Annotated in this window: 23 protein-coding genes and 1 pseudogene; 18 read left to right on the top strand and 6 right to left on the bottom strand. The window is 63.7% G+C overall.

Annotated elements, in window-relative coordinates:
- Positions 1-9: 9 nt before the first annotated feature.
- The gene (gene lpdA / locus NKH91_RS08615) at positions 10-1,416 is read left to right on the top strand and encodes a dihydrolipoyl dehydrogenase (RefSeq protein ID WP_352845359.1); all 1,407 of its coding nucleotides are present in this window, start codon (positions 10-12) and stop codon (positions 1,414-1,416) included.
- Between the two features lie 935 nt (positions 1,417-2,351).
- Here lpdA and NKH91_RS08610 read toward each other — a convergent pair.
- Positions 2,352-3,419: a TraB/GumN family protein gene (locus NKH91_RS08610; RefSeq protein ID WP_352883912.1), complete on the bottom strand. Its 1,068-nt coding sequence runs from the start codon at positions 3,417-3,419 to the stop codon at positions 2,352-2,354.
- A gap of 84 nt (positions 3,420-3,503) precedes the next feature.
- On the bottom strand, positions 3,504-4,442 hold the full coding sequence (locus NKH91_RS08605; protein ID WP_352845358.1) for a tyrosine recombinase XerC: 939 nt from the start codon (positions 4,440-4,442) through the stop codon (positions 3,504-3,506).
- Between the two features lie 115 nt (positions 4,443-4,557).
- Here NKH91_RS08605 and rimM point away from each other — a divergent pair, with 115 nt between their 5' ends.
- Positions 4,558-5,157: a ribosome maturation factor RimM gene (rimM, locus tag NKH91_RS08600; protein ID WP_023722717.1), complete on the top strand. Its 600-nt coding sequence runs from the start codon at positions 4,558-4,560 to the stop codon at positions 5,155-5,157.
- Positions 5,154-5,852, top strand: a complete 699-nt coding sequence (trmD, locus tag NKH91_RS08595) for a tRNA (guanosine(37)-N1)-methyltransferase TrmD (RefSeq protein WP_352845356.1) — start codon at positions 5,154-5,156, stop codon at positions 5,850-5,852. The genes rimM and trmD overlap by 4 nt, the downstream gene beginning before the upstream one ends.
- On the opposite strand, the gene NKH91_RS08590 is transcribed toward trmD, so the two are convergent.
- Positions 5,834-6,586 carry a sulfite exporter TauE/SafE family protein gene (locus tag NKH91_RS08590; protein WP_352481045.1) on the bottom strand — a complete coding sequence of 251 codons (753 nt, stop codon included), beginning with the start codon at positions 6,584-6,586 and terminating at the stop codon, positions 5,834-5,836. The two genes, trmD and NKH91_RS08590, sit on opposite strands and share 19 nt — an antisense overlap.
- A 367-nt stretch (positions 6,587-6,953) precedes the next feature.
- On the opposite strand from NKH91_RS08590, the gene rplS reads away from it, so the two are divergent.
- From rplS to leuC, 5 genes are all read left to right on the top strand, one after another.
- Complete coding sequence (gene rplS, locus NKH91_RS08585; RefSeq protein WP_023722714.1) at positions 6,954-7,493, top strand: 50S ribosomal protein L19; 540 nt, start codon at positions 6,954-6,956, stop codon at positions 7,491-7,493.
- Positions 7,494-7,751: 258 nt separating this feature from the next.
- Positions 7,752-8,549, top strand: a complete 798-nt coding sequence (locus tag NKH91_RS08580; protein ID WP_352845355.1) for a transporter substrate-binding domain-containing protein — start codon at positions 7,752-7,754, stop codon at positions 8,547-8,549.
- Between the two features lie 76 nt (positions 8,550-8,625).
- A complete protein-coding gene (locus NKH91_RS08575) occupies positions 8,626-9,441 on the top strand; it encodes an amino acid ABC transporter permease (protein WP_023722712.1) in 816 nt (271 codons plus the stop codon).
- A gap of 51 nt (positions 9,442-9,492) precedes the next feature.
- Entirely contained in the window at positions 9,493-10,128 is a 636-nt protein-coding gene (locus NKH91_RS08570) for a class I SAM-dependent DNA methyltransferase (protein WP_352845353.1), read from the top strand.
- Positions 10,129-10,377: 249 nt separating this feature from the next.
- Positions 10,378-11,787 carry a 3-isopropylmalate dehydratase large subunit gene (gene leuC, locus NKH91_RS08565; protein ID WP_023722709.1) on the top strand — a complete coding sequence of 470 codons (1,410 nt, stop codon included), beginning with the start codon at positions 10,378-10,380 and terminating at the stop codon, positions 11,785-11,787.
- A gap of 58 nt (positions 11,788-11,845) precedes the next feature.
- Here the strand turns inward: leuC and NKH91_RS08560 are convergent, their stop codons facing one another.
- Positions 11,846-12,157, bottom strand: coding sequence for a hypothetical protein (locus NKH91_RS08560; RefSeq protein WP_023722708.1), 312 nt, complete (start codon positions 12,155-12,157; stop codon positions 11,846-11,848).
- 161 nt (positions 12,158-12,318) lie between these two features.
- On the opposite strand from NKH91_RS08560, the gene NKH91_RS08555 reads away from it, so the two are divergent.
- Together NKH91_RS08555 and NKH91_RS08550 are read left to right on the top strand one after the other, a co-directional pair.
- Positions 12,319-13,515 carry a GGDEF domain-containing protein gene (locus NKH91_RS08555; protein ID WP_352494059.1) on the top strand — a complete coding sequence of 399 codons (1,197 nt, stop codon included), beginning with the start codon at positions 12,319-12,321 and terminating at the stop codon, positions 13,513-13,515.
- Between the two features lie 78 nt (positions 13,516-13,593).
- Positions 13,594-14,814 (top strand): GGDEF domain-containing protein, encoded by a 1,221-nt coding sequence (locus tag NKH91_RS08550; RefSeq protein ID WP_352845351.1) that lies wholly within the window; start codon positions 13,594-13,596, stop codon positions 14,812-14,814.
- On the opposite strand, the gene NKH91_RS08545 is transcribed toward NKH91_RS08550, so the two are convergent.
- Positions 14,798-15,157: a hypothetical protein gene (locus tag NKH91_RS08545; RefSeq protein ID WP_352845349.1), complete on the bottom strand. Its 360-nt coding sequence runs from the start codon at positions 15,155-15,157 to the stop codon at positions 14,798-14,800. The genes NKH91_RS08550 and NKH91_RS08545 overlap by 17 nt on opposite strands.
- Positions 15,158-15,408: 251 nt before the next feature.
- On the opposite strand from NKH91_RS08545, the gene NKH91_RS08540 reads away from it, so the two are divergent.
- The 8 genes and pseudogenes from NKH91_RS08540 (at position 15,409) to NKH91_RS08500 (ending at position 21,350) form a co-directional block, all read left to right on the top strand.
- On the top strand, positions 15,409-15,780 hold the full coding sequence (locus NKH91_RS08540) for a hypothetical protein (RefSeq protein ID WP_352845347.1): 372 nt from the start codon (positions 15,409-15,411) through the stop codon (positions 15,778-15,780).
- A gap of 242 nt (positions 15,781-16,022) precedes the next feature.
- Entirely contained in the window at positions 16,023-16,448 is a 426-nt protein-coding gene (gene sdhC, locus NKH91_RS08535; RefSeq protein WP_023722703.1) for a succinate dehydrogenase, cytochrome b556 subunit, read from the top strand.
- On the top strand, positions 16,445-16,840 hold the full coding sequence (gene sdhD / locus NKH91_RS08530; RefSeq protein WP_352845345.1) for a succinate dehydrogenase, hydrophobic membrane anchor protein: 396 nt from the start codon (positions 16,445-16,447) through the stop codon (positions 16,838-16,840). Before sdhC ends, sdhD begins: the two co-directional genes overlap by 4 nt.
- A 3-nt stretch (positions 16,841-16,843) precedes the next feature.
- Positions 16,844-18,682, top strand: coding sequence for a succinate dehydrogenase flavoprotein subunit (gene sdhA / locus NKH91_RS08525; RefSeq protein ID WP_352481037.1), 1,839 nt, complete (start codon positions 16,844-16,846; stop codon positions 18,680-18,682).
- A 2-nt stretch (positions 18,683-18,684) separates the two neighbouring features.
- A complete protein-coding gene (locus NKH91_RS08520) occupies positions 18,685-19,122 on the top strand; it encodes a DUF3052 domain-containing protein (RefSeq protein ID WP_352845343.1) in 438 nt (145 codons plus the stop codon).
- Positions 19,122-19,901 carry a succinate dehydrogenase iron-sulfur subunit gene (locus NKH91_RS08515; RefSeq protein ID WP_023722699.1) on the top strand — a complete coding sequence of 260 codons (780 nt, stop codon included), beginning with the start codon at positions 19,122-19,124 and terminating at the stop codon, positions 19,899-19,901. Before NKH91_RS08520 ends, NKH91_RS08515 begins: the two co-directional genes overlap by 1 nt.
- Positions 19,902-19,907: 6 nt before the next feature.
- Positions 19,908-20,718, top strand: a pseudogene (locus NKH91_RS08505) (nucleotidyltransferase domain-containing protein).
- Positions 20,715-21,350, top strand: coding sequence for a YceH family protein (locus NKH91_RS08500; protein WP_352845339.1), 636 nt, complete (start codon positions 20,715-20,717; stop codon positions 21,348-21,350). Before NKH91_RS08505 ends, NKH91_RS08500 begins: the two are co-directional and overlap by 4 nt.
- Positions 21,351-21,443: 93 nt before the next feature.
- On the opposite strand, the gene NKH91_RS08495 is transcribed toward NKH91_RS08500, so the two are convergent.
- Positions 21,444-21,869, bottom strand: a complete 426-nt coding sequence (locus NKH91_RS08495; protein WP_352494072.1) for an OsmC family protein — start codon at positions 21,867-21,869, stop codon at positions 21,444-21,446.
- Between the last annotated feature and the right edge of the window lie 48 nt (positions 21,870-21,917).

Here is a 21,917-nt window from a genome sequence, read left to right as displayed (position 1 = left end):
GACAGTATCATGGCCTATGACGTCGTTATCATCGGATCGGGACCGGGCGGCTATGTCTGCGCCATTAAGGCGGCACAGCTCGGCCTGAAGACGGCGGTGGTCGAAAAGAACCCGACCTTCGGCGGTACCTGCCTCAACATCGGCTGCATCCCGTCAAAGGCGCTGCTGCATGCGTCCGAGATGTTTGCCGAGGCCGGCCATTCCTTCGACGCGCTCGGCGTCGAGATCGGCGCGCCCAAGCTCAATCTCGGCAAGATGATGGCACACAAGGATGCGACGGTGACGGCCAACGTCAATGGCGTCGCCTTCCTGTTCAAGAAGAACAAGATCGACAGTTTTCGTGGCACCGGCAAGGTAGTTGCGGCCGGCAAGGTGTCGGTGACCTCCGATGACGGCAAGGTCGAGGAGATCGAGACCAAGAACATCGTCATCGCCACCGGCTCCGACGTCGCCGGCATTCCCGGCGTCAAGGTCGATTTCGACGAGAAGGTGATCATCTCGTCGACCGGCGCGCTGTCGCTGGACAAGGTGCCGGGCCATCTGGTGGTGGTCGGCGGCGGTGTCATCGGGCTGGAGCTCGGCTCGGTATGGGCGCGGCTCGGCGCCAAGGTCACCGTGGTCGAGTTCCTCGACACCATCCTGGGCGGCATGGATGGCGAGGTCTCCAAGCAGTTCCAGCGCCTGCTGTCGAAGCAGGGCTTTGAGTTCAGGCTGGGCGCCAAGGTGACCGGCGTCGCCAAGGCCAAGAAGGGAGCGACGGTCACCTTCGAGCCAGTCAAAGGCGGGGCGGCCGAGACGATCGAGGCCGACGCCGTGCTGATCGCGACGGGACGACGGGCCTATTCGGACGCTCTCGGGCTTAAGGAGGCAGGCGTGGACGTCGACGAGCGCGGCTGGGTCAAGACCGACGGCCATCTCAGGACCAAAGTCCCCGGTATCTACGCCATCGGCGATGTCATCGCCGGCCCGATGCTCGCCCACAAGGCCGAGGACGAGGGCGTGGCGGTGGCCGAAACCATTGCCGGCCAGGCCGGGCATGTGAACTATGACGTGATTCCGAGCGTCGTCTACACCACGCCGGAAATCGCTTCGGTCGGCAAGACCGAAGAAGAATTGAAGAAGGCCGGCGTCGACTACAAGGCGGGAAAATTCCCGTTCAGCGCCAATGGCCGGGCGCGCGCCATGCTGCACACCGACGGCTTTGTGAAAATCCTGGCCGACAAGGCCAGCGACCGCGTGCTCGGCGTCCACATCGTCGGCTTCGGCGCCGGCGAGATGATCCACGAGGCGGCGGTGCTGATGGAATTTGGCGGCTCGTCGGAAGACCTAGCCCGCACCTGTCACGCCCATCCGACAATGTCGGAGGCGGTCAAGGAGGCGGCACTGGCGACGTTCTTCAAGCCCATCCATATCTGAGCAAACGCGGTGAATCGCAATGCTTAGAGATTGGCTGAAACAGCCGCGATTCGTCATCCCAGGGCGGAGCAGGAGCGGAGCGATGTCGCGGAGACCCTGGGATCCATGCCGTTACCTAAGCGGCAGTGTTCCGGCGAACCAGAATCGAGTGCCTCTTCCATCGGCTGGTAACCGGTGATTCTGCACCACTGCATTCTTCGGCGGATGTCACGGCATGGATCCCAGGGTCTGCGCTCCGCTTTGCGTTCGCTCCGCCCTGGGATGACGAAGCCATCGACGGCTGTTCCCAAAAACAAAACGGCCCGCCTTTCAGCGGGCCGTTCATATATTAAGTCGGCAGTCTGATTACTGAGGGGCCGGTGCTGGTGCCGGGGCCGGGGCCGGGGCTGGCGCGGGTGCAGGTTCTGCCGGAGCGGGAGCCGGAGCGGGTGTTGCCGGAGCTGGCGCAGGAGCCGGTTCGGCTGGCTTCATCGGCTCGGCAGGTGCTGGAGCCGGAGCCGGTGTGCTGGCTGCGGGCGGTTCGGCAGGCGCAGGTGCCTCGCTACGTCTTCCAAAAACATAATAGGCGACAATTGCCAGGATAACGACGACCAGGGCAATCAGCCAGCCGCTGCCGCCGCCGCGTGGCCGTGCGGTACCCGGTGAGGTGAATGGGTCGTTCGGATTGGGTGTGTTCGCCATAAAAGTGTCCTCCGTGGATGAAAAACATCAAGTAATAGCCATCAACGTACAATCGTTGAATCGGTTTCACATTAGGCGTTGAAAACGCCGAAAACAGGGCAATTCTGATCCGGAATCGCTTGCAGGCATGCATTTCCACCGCAAAATGGGTTCGATCGAGCCAAACCGAACCTTTTTCAGTTTCTTGGCACGAAGCGCGGGTGGTCCGCCGTCGCGCCACGGCAATGATTCGGTGTGCAACTCCGCCGTGTTGTTCACTTGACGGCGGTCACCGTATAGCCAGTCTTGCGGAAACCCTCGACCAAGCCTTGCTCGCCGGGAAGGTGCATGGCGCCGACCGCCATGAAGACATTGCCGTGGGCGAGGATCGGCGCTGCCCGATCGACCATCACCTTGTTGCGGCTGGTGATCATGGTCTGCTCGAATTCGGCGTAACCCGATTGGTCGTCGACCTGTTCGGGGATGACGGCCCGAAACAGCGGTACGTACATGCCAGTGTCGCCACGCCGGTAAAGCACGATCATGGTTTCGTTGACGTCGTTCACCTTGTCGCCAAGCTTCAGCGTATCGACCAGCCCCTTCAGGTGAAAGGCGATCGGCAGCGAAGCCATGGCGCGCAACTGGTCGGCGATTGTCTCCAGCCCCTCGACTGATTTGCCCGAAGCCTCGGCGTCCTTGGCAAGCTTGACGTCGAGCACCGGTGCGCCGCCAGCTTGGCGGGCGACTTCGCATGCAGGCAGCGCCACCATCGCCGACAGCAACCAGGGCTTCATCTTGGCGACGGTCGCTGGCGGGATGCCACGCGCATCGAGCGCCTTGTTGACCACCGCCGCATCCTGCGGCGACAGCAGCGACGAAAGCGTCGTCTTGTCGGTGAACATCATCAGATCCGGCTCTTTCAGCAGTGCGGCCATCATCTTCTGCTTGTCGAGCACTTCGGTGGTCTCGATGATGACGGTGCCAGCCGCATCGAATGCCTTCTGCGCGGCGGGCGGCAGCGTGGTGACGCGCGGGTCGGTAACGTGCATGGTGCCGAACAGGAAAGACGGTTTTTCGCCTGATTTTTCGAGCTTCCACAGCAGGCCCTTGCCGTTCGGCGTCACTGCCGCGTCCGCCTCGATCTTGCGGTAGGTGGCCGGGTCGTCCTTTTGCAGCGCGCCCAGCATATCGGTACCGGCGCAGACCGGGATCTCGGCGCGTGCCTTGCCTGCGGCGAGCAGCGCGATGATGAGGAAGGAGAGGAAAAACAGGGCGTTGAGCGCGACAAGCAGCTTCAGCGACACATGGGTCGCGCGGTCGGCGATGGCGATGAGGCGTTTCATGCTGCGGTTCTAGGCGCAAAAAGCGGCAAAACGGTTAATCGGCGCATCAAAATTGTTGCGAGATGGCCACCAATCAAGCATCCATCACGCACGCGGATGAGCTGCTTCGTAAATCTCGAGCAGCCTGGCGGTGTCGACACCGGTGTATATCTGGGTTGTCGACAGGCTGGCGTGGCCGAGCAACTCCTGGATGGTGCGCAGGTCGCCGCCGCGCCCAAGCAGATGCGTTGCAAAGGAATGGCGCAGCGCATGCGGCGTCGCCGTGTCGGGCAGGTTGAGCGCCGAGCGCAGCTTGGCCATGTCGCGCTGAACGATTGCCGGGTTCAGCGGGCCGCCGCGGGCACCGCGAAACAGCACGCCCTTGGGATCGAGATGATAGGGACACAAGCGGCGGTATTCGGCAATCGCCCGCAGCGCCACCGGCAGCATCGGCACCAACCGCGTCTTGCCGCCCTTGCCGGTGACGCGCAGCACGGTCTCACCAGGCGAGGACAGATCGGCGCCCGACAGGCCGAGCGCCTCGGAAATGCGCAAGCCGGACCCATAGAGCAGGGTCAGCACGGCGGCGTTGCGCGCGGCGATCCACGGCTCCTCCGCCAGTTGGCCTTCCACCGAGACGACGTGTTTTGCATCGCTTGCGGTCAGCGGCTTGGGCAGCGATTTCGGCTGCCGCGGCGCGCGCAAGGCTGCCGCACCTGCCGCATTGGCGAGGCCGCGCCGTTCCAGGAAACGCAGCAGCGAGCGGATGCCGGCTAGGCCGCGCCCGAGCGTGCGGGCGCCGGCGCCCTCGGTACGGCGGGCAGCGAGAAAGCCGCGCAGATCGGCGGGGCGCAGATCGGCGATGTCGGAAATGCCGGGCGAGCCGCCGCAATGGCCGGTCAGGAAATGCAGGAACTGGCGCGTGTCGCGCTCATAGGCCTCGACGGTTTCGGGCGACAGCCGTCGTTCGCGCGCCAGCATCTTCAGCCAGGCCTCGCGCGCCGCCTGTAGATCGGGTTTTGCCGGTATGAGGAATTCCTGCATTGCGCTCTTCCAGTTCTCCGCCATCTTCCGACACGCGGGTTAGGAAGCGGTGAAGAGCGGCATCATTGAAATGACGACGGGCTGGGGTTAGAGCAAGGCAAAGGATTTTCCGCAGATGAGCAAGCCGCAAAACCCCGTCCAGATGGCCGTGATCGGTGCCGCGCATGGCATCAAGGGCGAATTGCGCGTCAAGAGCTTTACCGGCGACCCGCTGGCGCTGGCCGATTACGGTCCGCTCTACGCCAGGGATGGCCGCGCCTTCCAGATCGTCGATATCAGGCCTGCCAACACGGTGGTGGTGGTGCGTTTCAAAGGCGTCAGCGATCGCAATGCCGCGGAGGCGCTTGCCGGCACCGAATTGTTCGTCGACCGTTCGGTGTTGCCGGATGAGGGCGAAGAGGATGAATTCTACCATGCCGACCTCGTCGGGCTGGAGGTCAAGGATGACACTGGTGCGGTCATCGGAAAGGTCGTCGCCGTGCATAATTTCGGCGGCGGCGACATTCTCGACGTGACGCTGGCGGGGCGCAAAGGCGTGCTCATCCCGTTCACGCAGGCCGCCGTTCCGGAAGTGTCGATCGCCGGCGGCTTTGTCCGCATCGATCCGGCCGCCGCAGGGTTGGTCGAGGACGAGGACGGCGAGCCTGCCGGCCGCGACAGCTTCGACCCCAAAGGCAGGCCGCGCGGGCCGAGGGACGCCGGAGGCAACCGGTGAGTTTTTCGGCTTCGGTGCTGACGCTCTATCCCGAGATGTTTCCCGGCGCGCTCGGCCTGTCGCTGGCCGGGCGCGCGCTCGAGACCCGCATTTGGTCGCTCGAAACGATCCAGATCCGCGACTTTGCCCGCGATCGTCACCGGACCGTGGACGACACGCCGGCCGGCGGCGGCGCCGGCATGGTGATGCGGGCAGACGTGCTGGCCAGCGCCATCGACCATGCCTCGCCGCCGGGCGATCCACGTCCGCGCCTGCTGATGAGCCCGCGCGGCAAGCCGCTGAACCAAGCACGCGTGCGCGAGCTCGCCGCCGGGCCGGGTGCGGTGATCGTCTGCGGCCGCTTCGAAGGCGTCGACCAGCGGGTCATCGAATCGCGAGGTCTCGAGGAAGTCTCGATCGGCGACTTCATCCTGTCCGGCGGCGAGCCGGCGGCACTTGTGCTGTTAGACGCCGTGGTGCGGCTGCTGCCCGGCGTCATGGGCAATGCGGTGTCGGGCGACGAAGAGAGCTTTGAGAACGGCCTGCTCGAACATCCGCACTACACGCGGCCGCAGGAGTTCGAGGGCCGGCCGATCCCGGAGGTGCTTACTTCGGGCAATCACAAGAAGATCGCCGCCTGGCGGCGGGCCGAGGCGGAAAAGCTGACGAAAGAGCGAAGGCCGGATCTTTTGGCCGCTCAGCCCTTGTCGAAATAGTAAAACGCCAGGAACAGGCCGACCGCGATGACGAAGCCGCGCACCGCGTTCTGTGGCACGCGCCTGGCGATCCAGACGCCGGCATAGCCGCCCAGCGCGCCGCCTGGGATCATGATGATCGCCTGCAGCCAGGCGATGACGCCGCCGGAGACAAAGACCAGGATGGCGACCGCAGCTATGACAACGGCCAGCATGTTCTTCAGTGCGTTCAGCCGGTGATAGTCGCCGGACTGGGTGAGGCCGAGCGTCGCCAGCATCATGACGCCCATGCCGGCGCCGAAGAAGCCGCCATAGACGGCGGTGGCGAACTGCGCCAGCGATCCGACCAGCGAACCCACCGCGGCCTCATGCTCCGGCTTGGGCGCCGGCTTCAGCCATGGCCCGGCAGCGAACAACGCCGTCGCCGCCAGCAGCAGCCACGGCACCAAGGCGCGGAACGCCGGGTTGTCGAGCCCTAGAAGGATGAGCGCGCCAGACAGCGCACCGAAAGCCGAAATGAGGCTGAGCAGCAGTGCGCCGCGCCAGAAATGCTTGATGTCGTGCCAATAGGCGAGCGTCGAGGTGATGTAGCCAGGAAATTGCGTCACCGACGATGTCGCATTGGCGACGATCGGCGGCAGGCCGGCCAGGGTCATGGCGCCAAAGGTTATGAACGTGCCGCCGCCGGCAACTGCGTTGACCGCGCCTGATAGAAAGCCGGCGAGAAAGAGCAGGACCGCGTCCAAGATTGGCATGAGGGGTGTCGTCGCTGGAGGAAAATGCTTATCTTCCGGCTTAGAAAGCTTGACGCGCGGGCGCAACCCCCTGGACCACAAGCGATCATGGGATTGCCACAGCGGGCGCCAGTCAAAAGAAGCAGCGCCAAAAAAGAAACAGCGAAGGCGTGACAAAGCGCCGAAATAGCTGTATGTGCGCGCCGAACCGGAAGAAAATCTGCCATGAGCGATCTTCTGGCCCGTCAACAATGACGGTGTAGTCGCCCCTGCCCGATGTTCTCGAACAGACGTTCTCGAACGAAGGGCATAGCCGAGCGGTCGATGCGACTGCAAGGCGAGTGTCGGACGCTCTGACTGTCGGAAGAACAAGAAGTGGATTTATGAGATGGATATCCTCCGTCAGCTCGAGGCCGAGCAGGCCGCCAAGATCGAAGCCAAGCGCAAGCTTCCCGAATTCCAGCCCGGCGACACCGTGCGCGTCCAGGTCCGCGTGACCGAAGGCACCCGCACCCGTGTCCAGGCCTATGAGGGCGTCGTCATCGCCCGCGCGGGCGCCGGTTTCCAGGAGAGCTTCACCGTTCGCAAGATCTCCTACGGCGAAGGCGTGGAGCGTGTGTTCCCGGTCTATTCGCCGATGGTCGAGGGCGTCGAGATCGTGCGCCGCGGCAAGGTGCGTCGCGCCAAGCTGTATTACCTGCGCGATCGTCGCGGCAAATCGGCCCGTATTTCGGAAAACACCGGCGTGCGCGCCCGCAAGCTGAACGACGAAGAGCGCGATGCGCTGAACGCCGAGAAGGCGCGCATCGAGGCCGAGAAGGTGGCCGCCGCCCAGGCGCTGGCCGCCGAGAAGGCAGCGCAGGACGCTGCCGAGAAGAAGGCCGCCGACGAGGCAGCCAAGGCCGCGGAAACAGCTGCCGCCGAATAAGGCGTCTTCAAAACCCATGTTTTCGGAAAGGCGGCTTCGGCCGCCTTTTTGTTTCGCGAGGTGGATTCGATTTTGCCAGTCCCCCAATCGATACGGATCGTTCCGTAATGCCGTCGTTGAAAGCATCGGAAATCCATTTTCGTGCCGAGCGGCGCATCGGAGCGGCTTGCAAGGCGCCTGCGGAAAGCTAAAGTCGGCGCCGGATTTTCCTGCATGCCTCGGCCGATCGAGGCGGTTCAGTTCCTGGGGAGCATAGTCATGATCAATTCGAAACTGCTGCTGGCCGGCCTGCTGGCTTGCCTTCTTGTGCCTGTCGCGGCTATGGCGCAGGCGTTGCCCGACCTCGGCGGCAAGAAAGTGGTGGTGGTGACGGAAAACGCCTATCCGCCGCTGCAGTTCATCGATGCCAAGACCGGCAAGCAGATCGGCTGGGAATATGACGCGATGAACGAGATCGCCAAGCGGCTGAATTTCAAGGTCGAGTACCAGAATACTTCCTGGGACGCGATGATCCAGGCGGTTTCCGACAACCAGTACAACATTGGCATGACCGGCATCACCATCAAGGACGACCGCAAGCAGAAGGTCGATTTCTCCGACCCGTATATGCGCTCGGAACAGTTCATGCTGGTGCGCGGCGACGAGAAGCGCTTCAGCGATGCCAAGACGTTCGCTGCCTTCAAGGACGGGCTGATCGGCGCGCAGGCCGGTACCACGCCGTTCTACACCGCGGTCTACAGCGTCCTCGACGGCAATGAACAGAATCCGCGCATCAAGCTGTTCGAGACATTCGGCGCGACGGTGCAGGCGCTGAAGTCCGGCGACGTCGACGTCGTGCTCACCGACGGCACTGCCGGCAAGGGCTATGTCGATGCGTCCAATGGCGGCCTTAAGCTGATCGGCGGCCCACTCGGCACCGAGGATTTCGGCTTCATTTTCCCCAAGGGCTCCGACCTGGTGAAGCCGGTCAACGCGGCAATCGCCGCGCTCAAGGCCGACGGCACGCTCGACGCGCTCAACAAGAAGTGGTTCCTCGACTACAAGATGGGGCAGTAGGACTTTTGTCGCGGGTGCCGGGTGATGCGCGGGAACTCGTGCTGACTCTGGGCGACTCTGTCACCGGTATTGCTTGATGCCGCCGGCGCCCCCAGCCTCCGCCAAATCCGACTTCCCGTGGTGGCTTGCCGTGGCCGTGACGATCGCCTTGGCCGCCGCCATCTTCATCGCCGCCAGCGACCTCTATGCCCAGGTGTTCGCGACCGTCGCCAAGGGCATCGGCGTCACCATCTTCGTCACCGTGGTCGCCTTCACGCTGGCTTGCGCCATCGGGCTTGGCGTGGCGCTGATGGGGCTGTCGGGCTCACGCTGGCTCAGCCAGATCGCCCGCTTCTACGTCGAGATCATCCGCGGCGTGCCGATCCTGGTGCTGTTGTTCTGGATCGCCTTTGCTGGCGCGCCGGCCTTCGTCGCGGCATGGAACGCGCTGACGGCGCCGCTGCAAAGCGCCGGCCTGTTCGGTGAGCTGCTGGTACGCGACGTGTCGCTGCTATGGCGCGCCATCATGGCGCTGACCATCGGCTATTCCGCTTTCATCTCGGAGGTCTTCCGCGCCGGCATCCAGGCGGTCGAGAAGGGTCAGATCGAGGCGGCGAAGGCGCTCGGGCTGACGCGCACGCAGCGCTTCCGGCTGATCGTCTTTCCGCAGGCGATCCGCACCATCCTGCCGCCGCTCGGCAATGATTTCGTCGCCATGGTCAAGGATTCCTCGCTGGTCTCGGTGCTCGGCGTCGCCGACATCACCCAGATGGGCAAGATCTACGCCGCCGGTTCGTTCCGCTTCTTCGAAACCTATTCGATCGTCGCCTATATCTATCTCATCCTGACCGTCGGTCTGTCGCTGGCGTTGCGGGCGCTGGAGAAGCGGCTGCGGCACCAGCATGGGGAATAGAAGGCAGGCGAAAACGGCGCTACCATCGAACGAATGCGACCGGGGAGAACCATGATCATCGACAAAGCCAATGCGGCGCTGGAAGCAGTCTACACGGCCGACACGCCTGAGGCGCTCGCCAAGGCCTATGCGCAATGGGCTGCGACCTATGACGGCGAAACCGCGGCGCTCGGCTATCTCCTGCCGTTCCTGATCGCCGCCTGGGTGACGCGCCACGTGCCGTCAGGCGAAGGGCCGCTGCTGGACGCCGGCTGCGGCACCGGCCTGTCGGGGCCGTCCCTGAAGGCACTCGGCTACCACCATATTGCCGGGCTCGACCTGTCGCAGGACATGCTGAAAATCGCCGGCAGCCGGCAGGCCTACAGCGAGCTGAAACAGGCGATGCTCGGCGGGCCATTGCCCTGGGCGGACGGGTATTTTCGCGCCTTCTTCTCGACCGGCGTGTTCACCATCAGCCACGCGCCGGCGTCCGGCCTGCGTGAACTGGTACGCATCACCAGGAAGGGCGGCCACGCCATCTTCACCGTCCGTGACCAGGTATTTGAAAGCGGCGGGTTTCAAGCCGTGTTTGACGAACTGGAGCAGGCGAAAAAATGGCGGCCGGTCGAGGAGAGCCCATGGTTCCGCTGCTATGCGATCGCCGAGCCCGACGCGCTGGTGAAGACGTTTGTGTTCGAGGTGCTGTGAAGCGCCTGCGAAGGCCGCCACGATTGCTGAAAAGCCAAAACATTGATAAGAGCAGCGCCATGGAAGAGCTTTTTGGCGATCCGGCCTATAAGGGTTTCGTGCTGCAGGACAGAAAACGCCTGCCGTCGCGATTTTCGGCGCGCGTCTGCGGGGCGCTGACCAGCCGACTTAGCTAAGGCAGACTCGCCGGGCTGTTTCGCCGGGCCGACCGGCGTCCTTTTCCTTTTTTAAATCGACGGATTTACGCAAATGAGCGCACCGCGCACCCTCTACGACAAGATTTTCGACGACCATGTGGTCGACCGCCAGGACGACGGCACCTGCCTGCTCTACATCGACCGCCACCTCGTCCACGAAGTCACCAGCCCGCAGGCTTTCGAAGGCCTGCGCATGACCGGCCGCAAGGTTCGGCATCCGGAAAAGACGCTGGCCGTGGTCGATCACAATGTGTCGACCTCGCCGGAACGCAAGTTTGGAATCAAGAACGAGGAAAGCCGCATCCAGGTCGAGGCGCTGGCCAAAAACGCCAAGGATTTCGGTATCGAATACTATTCCGAGAAGGACATCCGCCAGGGCATCGTCCACATCATCGGGCCGGAGCAAGGCTTTACGCTGCCCGGCATGACCATCGTCTGCGGCGACAGCCACACCTCGACGCATGGCGCGTTCGGCGCGCTGGCGCATGGCATCGGCACCTCGGAAGTCGAGCATGTGCTGGCGACGCAGACGCTGATCCAGCGCAAGGCAAAGAACATGCTGGTGCGTGTCGACGGCGCGCTGCCGGAAGGCGTCACCGCCAAGGACATCATCCTTGCCATCATCGGCGAAATCGGCACGGCCGGCGGCACCGGCTATGTCATCGAATATGCCGGCGAAGCGATCCGTGCGCTGTCGATGGAAGGCCGCATGACGATCTGCAACATGTCGATCGAAGCCGGCGCCCGCGCCGGCCTGATCGCGCCCGACGAGACCACCTTCGCCTATGTCAAGGACAAGCCGCGCGCCCCCAAGGGCGAAGCCTGGGATGCCGCGCTCGCCTATTGGAAGACGCTGCAGTCCGACGAAGGCGCGCATTTCGACAAGGTGGTCGTGCTCGACGCGGCAAAGCTGCCGCCGATCGTCTCCTGGGGCTCCTCGCCCGAGGACGTCGTTTCGGTCCAGGGCATCGTGCCGAACCCGGACGACATCACTGATGAGAACAAGCGCACCTCCAAGCAACGCGCGCTCGACTATATGGGCCTGACGCCGGGCACCAAGATCACCGATATCGAACTCGATCGCGTCTTCATCGGCTCCTGCACCAATGGCCGCATCGAGGATCTGCGCGCCGCCGCCAAGGTGATCGAGGGCAAAAAGGTCAATCCGCGGGTCAGTGCGATGATCGTGCCGGGCTCCGGCCTGGTCAAGGAACAGGCCGAGGCCGAAGGTCTCGACAAGATCTTTGTCGCCGCCGGTTTCGACTGGCGCGAGCCGGGCTGCTCGATGTGCCTTGCCATGAACGACGACCGGCTGAAGCCGCATGAGCGCTGCGCCTCGACCTCGAACCGCAATTTCGAGGGCCGCCAAGGCTTCAAGGGCCGCACCCATCTGGTGTCGCCGGCAATGGCGGCAGCAGCAGCGATCGCCGGCCATTTCGTCGATATCCGCGAGTGGAAATAGCGCAGGGCACGCAGTCGGATATGAGTTGCCCGAGCCGCAGTGCGGTTCGGGCATTTCTTCAGCTGGGGCGCCTGACGAATTCGTGGAATCCCTCACGGCGGCCGGGTTGGTCCTTTGCGACGACCAGCGCCAGTTGGCGCTCGTCGAAGAGCTTGAACCATTCGTCCCATTCGACCAGTTCATAGCCGCCGGCATTGATCGGGCGTTCGGCCTCGTCCTGATCCTGGTAGGCGTGCTGGCCGAAGACCAGCCTCAGCATGGCCTGGGTTCCGGCTTCAGGCGACACGTCGACGATCGCCGGAAAGCCGGCGCGCGCCGCGGCCCATGAGCGAATTGCATCGTGATCGGTCAGCATGATCGTGTCGGCCATCAGAGCGTCTCCTGGTTGCCGTCGTGAAACGCCGCCCGCCGTTCCCGGTTCCGTCCAGCAGCTTCACCGATGAATCCGTCGTATATTCGCCTTCGCTTAACCGCTTGTTTGGGCTTCCGCTCTAATGTCTCCTCAGGGGAAGCGAGGGGAACTTACAGCGCTTGGACACCGGCCTGCTCATAGCGCTGCTCAATCCAGGCATCGCCCTCACACTCGGCGCGGCATTTCTCGTGCTGTGGTTCTATCAGCGCCACCGTCCCTATCTGATCGTGCTGGCGGCGGGCTACTCGGCCTCGGCCGCAGGCTTCCTGCTCCAGTATTTCACGCTGCCGGTCGGTATGGCGCCGACCAAGCTCATGTCCATCCTATGCTTCACCTTCGCGACCTGCTGTCTCGCCGGCGCGGTCATCGCGCGCTACGGGCGGCGCGTGCCGTATCCAGCGATCGGCATTCTGGCGGCCGGCGGCCTTGCCGCGGTCTCATGGTTTCTCTTTGCCCGGCCGGATATCACCTGGCGGATCCTTGCCATCAATTTCAGCTTCGGCGGCATCAGCCTGGTTGTCGCCGCCGAGCTGCGCGTGGTGCGCAACAACGGCCCGACGGAAATGATCCTGTTCGTGCTGTCGCTGCTTTCCGGCCTGAACTTCCTGGTGCGGACCCTTGCCGTCGTCATCGCGCATGGTCCATTTGCCAGCTATGAAGGGCTTTACTCCTCGTCCTATTGGACGACGGCACTGCTGTCGCATGCGCTGCTGTCGCTGCTTATCGCGCTTTGCCTGTTCGGCGCCGCCGCGCTCGATGTGATGAAGGCCCTGAAGACCGAAACCCTGACGGACCCGCTGTCGGGCCTGCTCAACCGCCGTGGCTTCGAGGAGCGCGCCATGCTTGTCCTGCAGCACTGTGCCACGGCGCGATTGCCGGTTGCGCTGGTGTTGGCCGATCTCGATCATTTCAAGGCGCTCAATGATCAGCATGGCCACGCGGCCGGGGATCGCGTCATCGCCGACTTCGCCGCCAAGCTTCTATCGGCTGCAGGCACGCGCGGCGTTGCCGGCCGCATCGGCGGCGAGGAGTTCGCCGTGCTCTTGCCGCTCAGTGACCTTGGCGCGGCAAGACTGTTTGCCGAAGCCATTCGCACGCTCTATTCGGCGGGCAGAATCGACGGGCTTCCGCCCGACACAAGAGTGACCGCGAGCTTCGGCGTGGCCGCCCGTACGGGCGACGAAGGGCTGGACCCGCTGATGCGCCGTGCCGACGAAGCGCTCTACAAAGCCAAGAGAAATGGCCGCGACAGCGTGTGCCTGTCCTATCAGCGGCCTGAAACGGTGTTCTTTCCCGATCGGACCAGTGCCGGCTGAGCGTCAGCGGCGGCCTCGAATTAACGTCTTTTTCGCGCCTCGGTGGTTTGCTGTTCGGCGGGGAGTGCCAAAAACGCAATGGGCAGCGCCAATTTCATCCTGGTGATCAACCTGTTCGTTGCCGGGCTGCTGGCGGCGGCCTTCATGACGATCGCCGTCTATGACGCAGGACGGGTGTCGGCACGCTGGCTTGCGTTCGGCTATGTACTGGGCATGGCCTATTTCGCCATCGAATTCAGCATCCCTGCCTTCGACAATGCACGACCGGTGGTTGTTGCAGCCTTTGCCGCTTTCCTTGGCGCTACCGTCGCCTTCAATGGCGGGCTTGCCCATAAATACGGCGTTTCGCGCCCTTGGCCGCCGATGCTCTTCTTCCTGGTCTTCGCCACCTTCGCGGTCTACTTCGTACAGGACCTGCCACGTCAATCCTTTGTGCGCATGGCGGCCTACCAGTTTCCCTATGCGGCCATGCAATTCACCGGGCTGACGATCGTCTTGTCGTCCAGGCAAAGACGCGAGCGGCTCGACTATATGCTGATGGCTGTCCTGGCAGCCAGCACCTTGCAGTTCGCCAGCAAACCCTTCATCGCCCATGCGCTTGGCGGCTGGGGCGCCAACCCGCAATCTTATGCGCAGACCAGCTACGCGTTGGTGTCGCAGTCTATCGGCACCGTGTTCGGCCTGGCGCTTGCGCTGGTGACGTTGGCTATCCTGGTCCGCGACGTGCTCGCCGAGGCGACGTCGAAATCGGAAACCGATACGCTTTCACGGCTGCTCAACCGTGGCGGCTTCGAGCGGCATGCCGAGATCGCACTGCGCGACGCCATGCGGCGGGCTGTCCCGGCGGCACTGGTCATTGCCGATCTCGACCATTTCAAGCGCATCAACGATACGTACGGCCACGCGTCCGGCGATCGGGTCATCGAGACCTTTGCCGGTTTTCTCCGCGATGCCGCGGCCGACCATCATGTCGCCGGCCGGATCGGCGGCGAGGAATTCGCTATTTTCCTGCCGGGGACCAACCTCGCCGCCGCCCGGCTCTTCGCCGAGGGCACGCGTACCGCCTTCGGTGCCACGCCCATCGACTGCCTGCCGGCGGATCATCGCTGCAGCGCCAGTTTCGGCGTTGCCGAGCTTGGTTCGGGCGAAAGCTTTTCCGACCTGCTGCGGCGCGCCGACAAAGCGCTCTATCAGGCGAAGGGCAGCGGCCGCGATTGCGTGCGTGTCTCGGCCGGGCCGGCCGCTGCCCAGCCGGCTCCGGCGACAAACGGCAGCGCGGCCGTCAGCGGCACGGGCTGAGCTCCGGCATCTCGCCGTCGGAGAGGCCGTACATATAGCTGCGGCCCTTCACGAAAACCGGCGGCCTGTAGCAGTCGCCGTTTCGGACCTCATCCGAGTCGTTTTCATAGATCACCTCGGGCTGGCCGGCGCTGGTGTAGTCGGACAATTCCTTGGCGAGCTTGCCCTCGCCGACGAGGATGCGCTTGTAGCCGGCGGCGCTTTCGATGACCAGGTTGCCGAAGGAATCGGCATAGACGCGGTCGTGGTGGCGCGTTCCGGCGAATGCCGGTGCGGCGATGCCGACGGCGAGCGCCGCCAATAGGAACCCGCGAAGGCCCGATCTTGCTGAATTCGAATGCATGGCGAGCTGCTCCATTGCTGAGAGGCAAGCCTCCTCGAATCAGAAATTAACCTTTTATTAACCTTTGTTAAGAGGGCAACCGCCGCCGCCGCGAGGTCTCGGAAAACATGGTTAATATTCGAGCGGCCACCGGCCATCATTCGGCCATGCTTGTTCCCACCATCGCCGGCATCGAGCGCGACTCAAAAAGCATGAAATCCGGCGGCTTGCCGGGGCATCGCGGCCGGTTTCGAGGCGCGGGGAAGCAGCATATGAGATTACGCCGCACGTTTCGGATAGCGCTGGCCGTCTCCTCGCTGCTGGCTGCCGCCGCCTGCGCGCCGCAGACCAGTGCGCCCAAGCTCGGGAATACAGTGGCCGCTTCTGTCGCGATCGCTCCAACCGAATCGACACCGCAGCCGCGCACGGCGACCTACAAATGCGCCGACGGGAGCATGATGACCATCGAGGATCTCGGCACGTCGGTGCGTGTGCTCGGCCCGGACGGCACCAGCGCCGAGCTGCCGGCCTCACCGGCCAATCAGACCAGCCGTTACGGCGAGGCGCATGACGCAATCGTGATCGACGGGCGTGACGCGCTGGTGATGAAGGGCGGTGCCTCACCGGTGGCCTGTAAACGCTAATCGACCCGGTGCGGCAGCCATATTTTGCAGTGCAGCGACATTGTGCCGGCTCAAGGCCACAGCCCTAATCGATTGAAGCTGAAACCTTCGCTTTCATCAGACTAAATTACGTTTTCAAAACGGTTTTCCGGCTTTGACGCGGTGCAAAAAGAGCATTAGAAACCGGCTGTCCGAAGTCGCAACCGGAAGCGGTAATGCCGCATTTCCACCTGAGGCTCCAGAGACGCCGAACTGGGGGAGCCATGAGCAAATCACCAGCCACCCGCGAATTTACCAGACGTGAACGGCCGCTTTCGCCGCATCTGACCGTCTATCGGCCGCCGATCACCATGACGATGTCGATCGTCCACCGCATCACCGGCGGGGCGCTCTATTTCGGCACGCTGCTGGTCGCGCTGTGGCTGATGGCGGCGGCGAGTTCGGAGGCGACCTTCAATGCCGTCAACTGGGCCTTCGGCTCGTGGCTCGGGCGGCTGGTGCTGTTCGGCTACAGCTGGGCGCTGATGCACCACATGCTGGGCGGCGTGCGCCATCTTATCTGGGACACTGGGGCAGGGCTGGAAAAGCATACGGCCTCGAGGATCGCCTGGGCGACGCTGGCCGGCTCGGTCACGCTGACGCTGCTGATCTGGATCGCCGGCTACATGGCGCGGGGGAGCCTGACATGACAGGCAAAAACACCGATATGCGCACGCCGCTGGCCAAGGTCCGCGGTCTGGGTTCGGCCCGCGAGGGCACCGGCCATTTCTGGCGCCAGCGGCTGACGGCGATCTCCAACATCCCGCTGGTCCTGTTCTTCGTCGGCTTCCTGATCGCACTCAACGGCGCCAGCTATCTCGAGGTGCGCGCCGCACTTGCCAATCCGTTCGTGGCACTGGTGCTGGCGCTGGTGCTGCTGTCGGTGCTCTACCACATGCGGCTCGGCATGCAGGCGATCATCGAAGACTATGTGCATGGCGAGGGCACCAGGCTGGCGTTGCTCGCGCTCAACACATTCTTTCCCGTAGTCGTCGGCGTCGCCTCGGTTTTCGCCCTGCTTAAACTGGCATTTGGAGGCTGATTTTTGGCCAAGGACGCGAAGAACGCCAATACGGCTTCCGCCTATAGCTATGTCGACCACAAATTCGACGTCGTGGTCGTCGGCGCCGGCGGTGCCGGCCTGCGCGCCACGCTCGGCATGGCCGAGCAGGGCCTGCGCACCGCCTGTATCACCAAGGTGTTCCCGACGCGCTCGCACACGGTCGCCGCTCAGGGCGGCATCGCCGCCTCGCTCGCCAATATGGGCCCCGACAACTGGCAGTGGCATCTCTTCGACACGGTCAAGGGCTCGGATTGGCTGGGCGATACCGACGCGCAGGAATACATGGTGCGCGAGGCGCCGGCGGCGGTCTACGAACTCGAACATTACGGTGTGCCCTTCAGCCGCACCGAGGACGGGAAAATCTACCAGCGCCCGTTCGGCGGCATGATGATGAATTTCGGCGAGGGGCCGCCGGTGCAGCGCACCTGTGCGGCCGCCGACCGCACCGGCCATGCCATGCTGCACACGCTCTACGGCCAGTCGCTGAAGCACAATGCGCAGTTCTTCATCGAGTATTTCGCGCTCGACCTGATCATGGAGCCGGACGGCACCTGCACCGGCGTCGTCGCCTGGAACCTCGACGACGGCACCATCCACCGTTTTTCGGCCAAGATGGTGGTGCTGGCGACCGGCGGCTATGGCCGCGCCTATTTCTCGGCCACCTCGGCGCATACCTGCACCGGCGATGGCGGCGGCATGGCCGCACGCGCCGGCCTGGCGCTGCAGGACATGGAGTTCGTGCAGTTCCACCCGACCGGCATCTACGGCGCCGGCTGCCTAATTACCGAGGGCGCGCGCGGCGAGGGCGGCTATCTCGTCAATTCCGAGGGCGAGCGCTTCATGGAACGCTACGCGCCGTCAGCCAAGGATCTGGCTTCGCGTGACGTGGTCTCGCGCTGCATGACGCTGGAGATCCGCGAAGGCCGTGGCGTCGGCCCGAAGAAGGACCATATTTTTCTCCACCTCGACCATCTCGATCCGGCCGTTTTGCACGAAAGGCTCCCGGGTATTTCAGAGTCGGCAAAGATTTTTGCCGGCGTCGACCTGACCAAGGAACCGATCCCGGTGCTGCCGACCGTCCATTACAATATGGGCGGCGTGCCGACCAATTACTGGGGCGAGGTGCTCAACCCGACCGCCCTGAACCCGGACCAGGTGTTGCCCGGGCTGATGGCCGTCGGCGAGGCCGGCTGCGCCTCGGTGCACGGCGCCAACCGGCTGGGTTCGAATTCGCTGATCGACCTGGTGGTGTTCGGCCGTGCGGCGGCGATCCGGGCCGGCCAGGTGATCGACCGCAACGTCGCGATCCCGTCGCCCAACGAAGCCTCGGTCGAAAAGATCATGGACCGCTTCGACCGGCTGCGCCACGCCAACGGTTCGACGCCGACAGCGGTTTTGCGCGAAAAGATGCAGAAGGCGATGCAGGAGGACGCGGCGGTGTTCCGCACCCAGGAATCGTTGGAAAGCGGCTGCAGGCGCATTTCGCAGATCTGGGGTGAACTCGGCGACGTCAAGGTGTTCGACCGCTCGATGATCTGGAACTCCGACCTAGTCGAGACGCTGGAGCTGGAAAACCTGATGGCCAACGCCATCACCACCGTCTACGGCGCCGAAGCGCGCAAGGAAAGCCGCGGGGCGCACGCGCGGGAGGACTTTTCGGCCCGCGACGACGCGAACTGGCGCAAGCATACGCTGGCCCGGCTCAACGAGGCCGGCGAGGTAGCGCTCAGCTACCGGCCGGTGCACACCGAGACGCTGCTTAAGGAAGCAGACGGCGGCATCAACCCGGCCAAGATTGCGCCGAAGGCCAGGGTGTATTGATCATGGCGCTGGCGGCAGCTGGATATTCCGGCACGCCCCTTCCGGCCAAGCTCGGCCTGAAGGACGGGATGATTGCCGCCTTCGTCGCCCTGCCGCCCGAACTCGACGATCTGACCGACGCCGTCGACTTTGCCCACGTCGACCGGCTGGCTGACTGGTCGGCGATCTCTGGCGTTCATGAGAAATACGATGCCGTGCATGCTTTCGCCCGGCGGCGTGTCGAAATCGAGGACCGTCTTGGCGACGTAGAAGCGGCGATTAAGCGGCACGGCATGGTTTGGGTGTCGTGGCCAAAGAAGGCATCGAAAGTGCCGACCGACGTCACCGAGGACGTTATCCGCACCGAGGCGCTGAAGCTCGACCTCGTCGACGTCAAGGTCGCCGCCATAAACGGGATCTGGTCCGGGCTGAAGCTCGTCATCCGAAAGGACCTGAGATAATGGTCGAACTCACGCTTCCGAAAAACTCGAAGATCATGGCCGGGAAAACCTGGCCGAAGCCGGAGGGCGCGACCAATCTGCGCGAATACCGCATCTATCGCTGGTCGCCGGACGATGACGAGAACCCGCGCATGGACACGTATTTCGTCGACATGGACGATTGCGGGCCGATGGTGCTCGACGCGCTGCTCTGGATCAAGAACAAGATCGACCCGACGCTGACGCTGCGCCGTTCCTGCCGCGAAGGCATTTGCGGCTCCTGCGCCATGAACATCGACGGGTCGAACACGCTGGCCTGCACCAAGGGCTGCGACGACATTTCCGGCGCGATCAAGGTCTACCCGCTGCCGCACATGCAAGTGGTCAAGGACCTTGTGCCCGACCTCACCAATTTCTACGCCCAGCACGCCTCGATCGAGCCGTGGTTGAAGACGGTGTCGCCCGAGCCGGCCAAGGAATGGCTGCAGAGCCATGAGGACCGCGAAAAGCTCGACGGGCTCTACGAGTGCATATTGTGCGCCTGCTGCTCGACCTCCTGCCCGAGCTACTGGTGGAACGGCGAGCGCTATCTCGGCCCGGCGACGCTGCTGCAGGCCTATCGCTGGCTGATCGATTCCAGGGACGAGGCAACGGGCGAGCGGCTCGACAATCTCGAAGACCCGTTCCGGCTCTATCGCTGTCACACGATCATGAACTGCGCCCAGACCTGCCCCAAAGGGCTCAACCCGGCCAAGGCGATCGCCGAGATCAAGAAGATGATGGTGGAGCGACGGGTTTAGCAGCAGATGAAGCAGCTACCTGCCGATTTTTCATCTGACGCCGTCGCGGCGATCCGGGCGCGACTCGATGTCGTGCGAACGCAAGGCGTGACGATCCTGTTCGCCATCGAAAGCGGCAGCCGCGCCTGGGGGTTCCCGTCTCCCGACAGCGACTATGACTGCCGTTTCGTCTATGTCAGGCCGGGCGGATCACCTTGTGTTGGAACAGGCACGCGACGTGATCGAATTTCCCATCGAAGGCGAGATCGACGCCGGCGGCTGGGATCTGCGCAAGGCCTTGCTGCTCGGGCTCGGCGGCAATGCCGTCATCGTCGAATGGGCAAAATCATCAATCGTCTACGAAGAGGTCACGGGATTTCGGCGGCGCCTTCTCGACCTGCTTGCCGAGATCGTCGATCCGGCAAAAGTAGCGCGTCACTATCTCGGCCTGGCGCGTTCACATGTTGCCAAGATCGGCAGCTTTTCCGGCGAGGTGAAGCTGAAGAAGCTGTTCTATCTCATTCGACCACTGGTCGCGTTGGACTGGATGGAGCAGCGCGGCCTCGCCGGCCTACCGCCGATGAACCTTGGCGAGTGCATCGACCAGATCGAGATGCCAGTGCAGGCAAGCGATGAAATCCGCAGCCTGATCGACCGCAAAAGCCAGACGCGGGAAATGGGGACCGGTCTCATCCCGACGGCGATCGCGCGCTATCTTGAGGCGCGCTATGATCACCACGAAATGAACCTTGCCGGCGTGATCCGGGATGAAGCCCGCCAGGCGCGAAACCGTGTCCTTGCAACCGACTTTTACCGCCGGGAGGCTGAACTTCAATGAGCGATGAGCTTCCCATCCTCTCCCCCATCGAGGCGCGTGTGCTCGGCTGCCTGATCGAGAAGAAGGAGCTGACGCCCGACGTCTATCCGCTGACGCTCAATGCGGCACTTGCCGCGGCCAACCAGAAGACGGCGCGCGAGCCGGTAATGTCGGTCGAGCTTGCCGAGGTTAGAAGGGCGCTTGGCCAGCTCGAGCAGAAGGGCCTGGTCAGGCAGGTGTTCGCGTCGCGCGTCGAGCGCTATGAGCATGTCGTGGCGCAGCGCTTTTCCCTGACCTCGGCGCAGATCGCGCTGCTCGGCCTGTTGCTGCTGCGCGGGCCGCAGACGGCCTATGAATTGCTGGCGCGAAGCGAGCGCATGGCACGGTTGCCGTCGATCGACGAGCTTCGCGGCAATCTCGATCTGCTGATCGGCCGCAGGCCGCCGCTGGTGCAGCAGATCGACCGCGGCCCGGGCCAGCGCGAGGACCGTTATGTCCAACTGCTCAGCGGGCCGGTGCAGCTGTCGGCTGCCGCGGCGCCCCAGCAATCGCCCTTGCCGGCCTCGGATCTGGAAATGCGCGTGCAGGCCCTCGAGCAGGAGGTCGCGGCATTGCGCGCCCGCCTCGACGCGCTGACCGGCGAGGGACGATAAGAATTTTCGAGACGTCGGCGCGAAGGATCGCCGACATTTGTATCCTTCGCTGGTCTGCCGACGGCTCCCGATGGCTCTCTAGATGTGGCTCCCTCACCCGAGACTGGCGTCGAGCGATACTTTGATGGCGCCGAGCGCTTTCGAGACTGGGCATTCGGCCTTGGCCTTTTCGGCCAGTTCCTTGAACTTGGCGGCATCGATGCCCGGCACCTTGCCGACCAGCGTGATCGCGCTGCCGGTGATGCCGGTGCCGGGGACCAGCGTTACCACGGCCTTGGCGTCGAGCTCGGCAGCCGGAGTGCCGTTCTCGGCGAGGAAATGCGAAAGCTGCATGGCGTAGCAGCCGGCATGGGCGGCGGCGATCAGCTCTTCCGGGTTGGTGCCGGATTTGCCGCTCTCGTCCTCGAAACGCATCTTGGCAGAATAGGGCGTACCTTTCAGCGTCCCGCTCTGGGTTTCGAGCGTGCCTTTGCCTTCCTTGAAACTGCCTTTCCAAACGGCGTTGGCGGTGCGGTCCATCAATTCCTCCTTGATTGTCGTGATTGAGCCCGTGATCGGCATCCAGTC

It is taken from the genome of Mesorhizobium sp. M0894, assembly GCF_040319725.1.
In the GTDB taxonomy this organism is placed as follows: domain Bacteria; phylum Pseudomonadota; class Alphaproteobacteria; order Rhizobiales; family Rhizobiaceae; genus Mesorhizobium.
The sequence above is the reverse complement of the archived record's forward strand: the minus strand, read 5'-3'. Positions and strand labels throughout refer to the sequence as shown.

Bases quoted from the DNA above. Each gene is read 5' to 3' on its own strand.
- lpdA (WP_352845359.1), top strand. From the start codon at position 10: ATGGCCTATGACGTCGTTATCATCGGATCGGGACCGGGCGGCTATGTC.
- NKH91_RS08610 (WP_352883912.1), bottom strand. From the start codon at position 3,419: ATGAAACGCCTCATCGCCATCGCCGACCGCGCGACCCATGTGTCGCTG.
- NKH91_RS08605 (WP_352845358.1), bottom strand. From the start codon at position 4,442: ATGCAGGAATTCCTCATACCGGCAAAACCCGATCTACAGGCGGCGCGC.
- rimM (WP_023722717.1), top strand. From the start codon at position 4,558: ATGAGCAAGCCGCAAAACCCCGTCCAGATGGCCGTGATCGGTGCCGCG.
- NKH91_RS08590 (WP_352481045.1), bottom strand. From the start codon at position 6,586: ATGCCAATCTTGGACGCGGTCCTGCTCTTTCTCGCCGGCTTTCTATCA.
- rplS (WP_023722714.1), top strand. From the start codon at position 6,954: ATGGATATCCTCCGTCAGCTCGAGGCCGAGCAGGCCGCCAAGATCGAA.
- NKH91_RS08580 (WP_352845355.1), top strand. From the start codon at position 7,752: ATGATCAATTCGAAACTGCTGCTGGCCGGCCTGCTGGCTTGCCTTCTT.
- NKH91_RS08575 (WP_023722712.1), top strand. From the start codon at position 8,626: ATGCCGCCGGCGCCCCCAGCCTCCGCCAAATCCGACTTCCCGTGGTGG.
- NKH91_RS08570 (WP_352845353.1), top strand. From the start codon at position 9,493: ATGATCATCGACAAAGCCAATGCGGCGCTGGAAGCAGTCTACACGGCC.
- leuC (WP_023722709.1), top strand. From the start codon at position 10,378: ATGAGCGCACCGCGCACCCTCTACGACAAGATTTTCGACGACCATGTG.
- NKH91_RS08560 (WP_023722708.1), bottom strand. From the start codon at position 12,157: ATGGCCGACACGATCATGCTGACCGATCACGATGCAATTCGCTCATGG.
- NKH91_RS08550 (WP_352845351.1), top strand. From the start codon at position 13,594: ATGGGCAGCGCCAATTTCATCCTGGTGATCAACCTGTTCGTTGCCGGG.
- NKH91_RS08545 (WP_352845349.1), bottom strand. From the start codon at position 15,157: ATGCATTCGAATTCAGCAAGATCGGGCCTTCGCGGGTTCCTATTGGCG.
- NKH91_RS08540 (WP_352845347.1), top strand. From the start codon at position 15,409: ATGAGATTACGCCGCACGTTTCGGATAGCGCTGGCCGTCTCCTCGCTG.
- sdhC (WP_023722703.1), top strand. From the start codon at position 16,023: ATGAGCAAATCACCAGCCACCCGCGAATTTACCAGACGTGAACGGCCG.
- sdhD (WP_352845345.1), top strand. From the start codon at position 16,445: ATGACAGGCAAAAACACCGATATGCGCACGCCGCTGGCCAAGGTCCGC.
- NKH91_RS08520 (WP_352845343.1), top strand. From the start codon at position 18,685: ATGGCGCTGGCGGCAGCTGGATATTCCGGCACGCCCCTTCCGGCCAAG.
- NKH91_RS08515 (WP_023722699.1), top strand. From the start codon at position 19,122: ATGGTCGAACTCACGCTTCCGAAAAACTCGAAGATCATGGCCGGGAAA.
- NKH91_RS08500 (WP_352845339.1), top strand. From the start codon at position 20,715: ATGAGCGATGAGCTTCCCATCCTCTCCCCCATCGAGGCGCGTGTGCTC.
- NKH91_RS08495 (WP_352494072.1), bottom strand. From the start codon at position 21,869: ATGGACCGCACCGCCAACGCCGTTTGGAAAGGCAGTTTCAAGGAAGGC.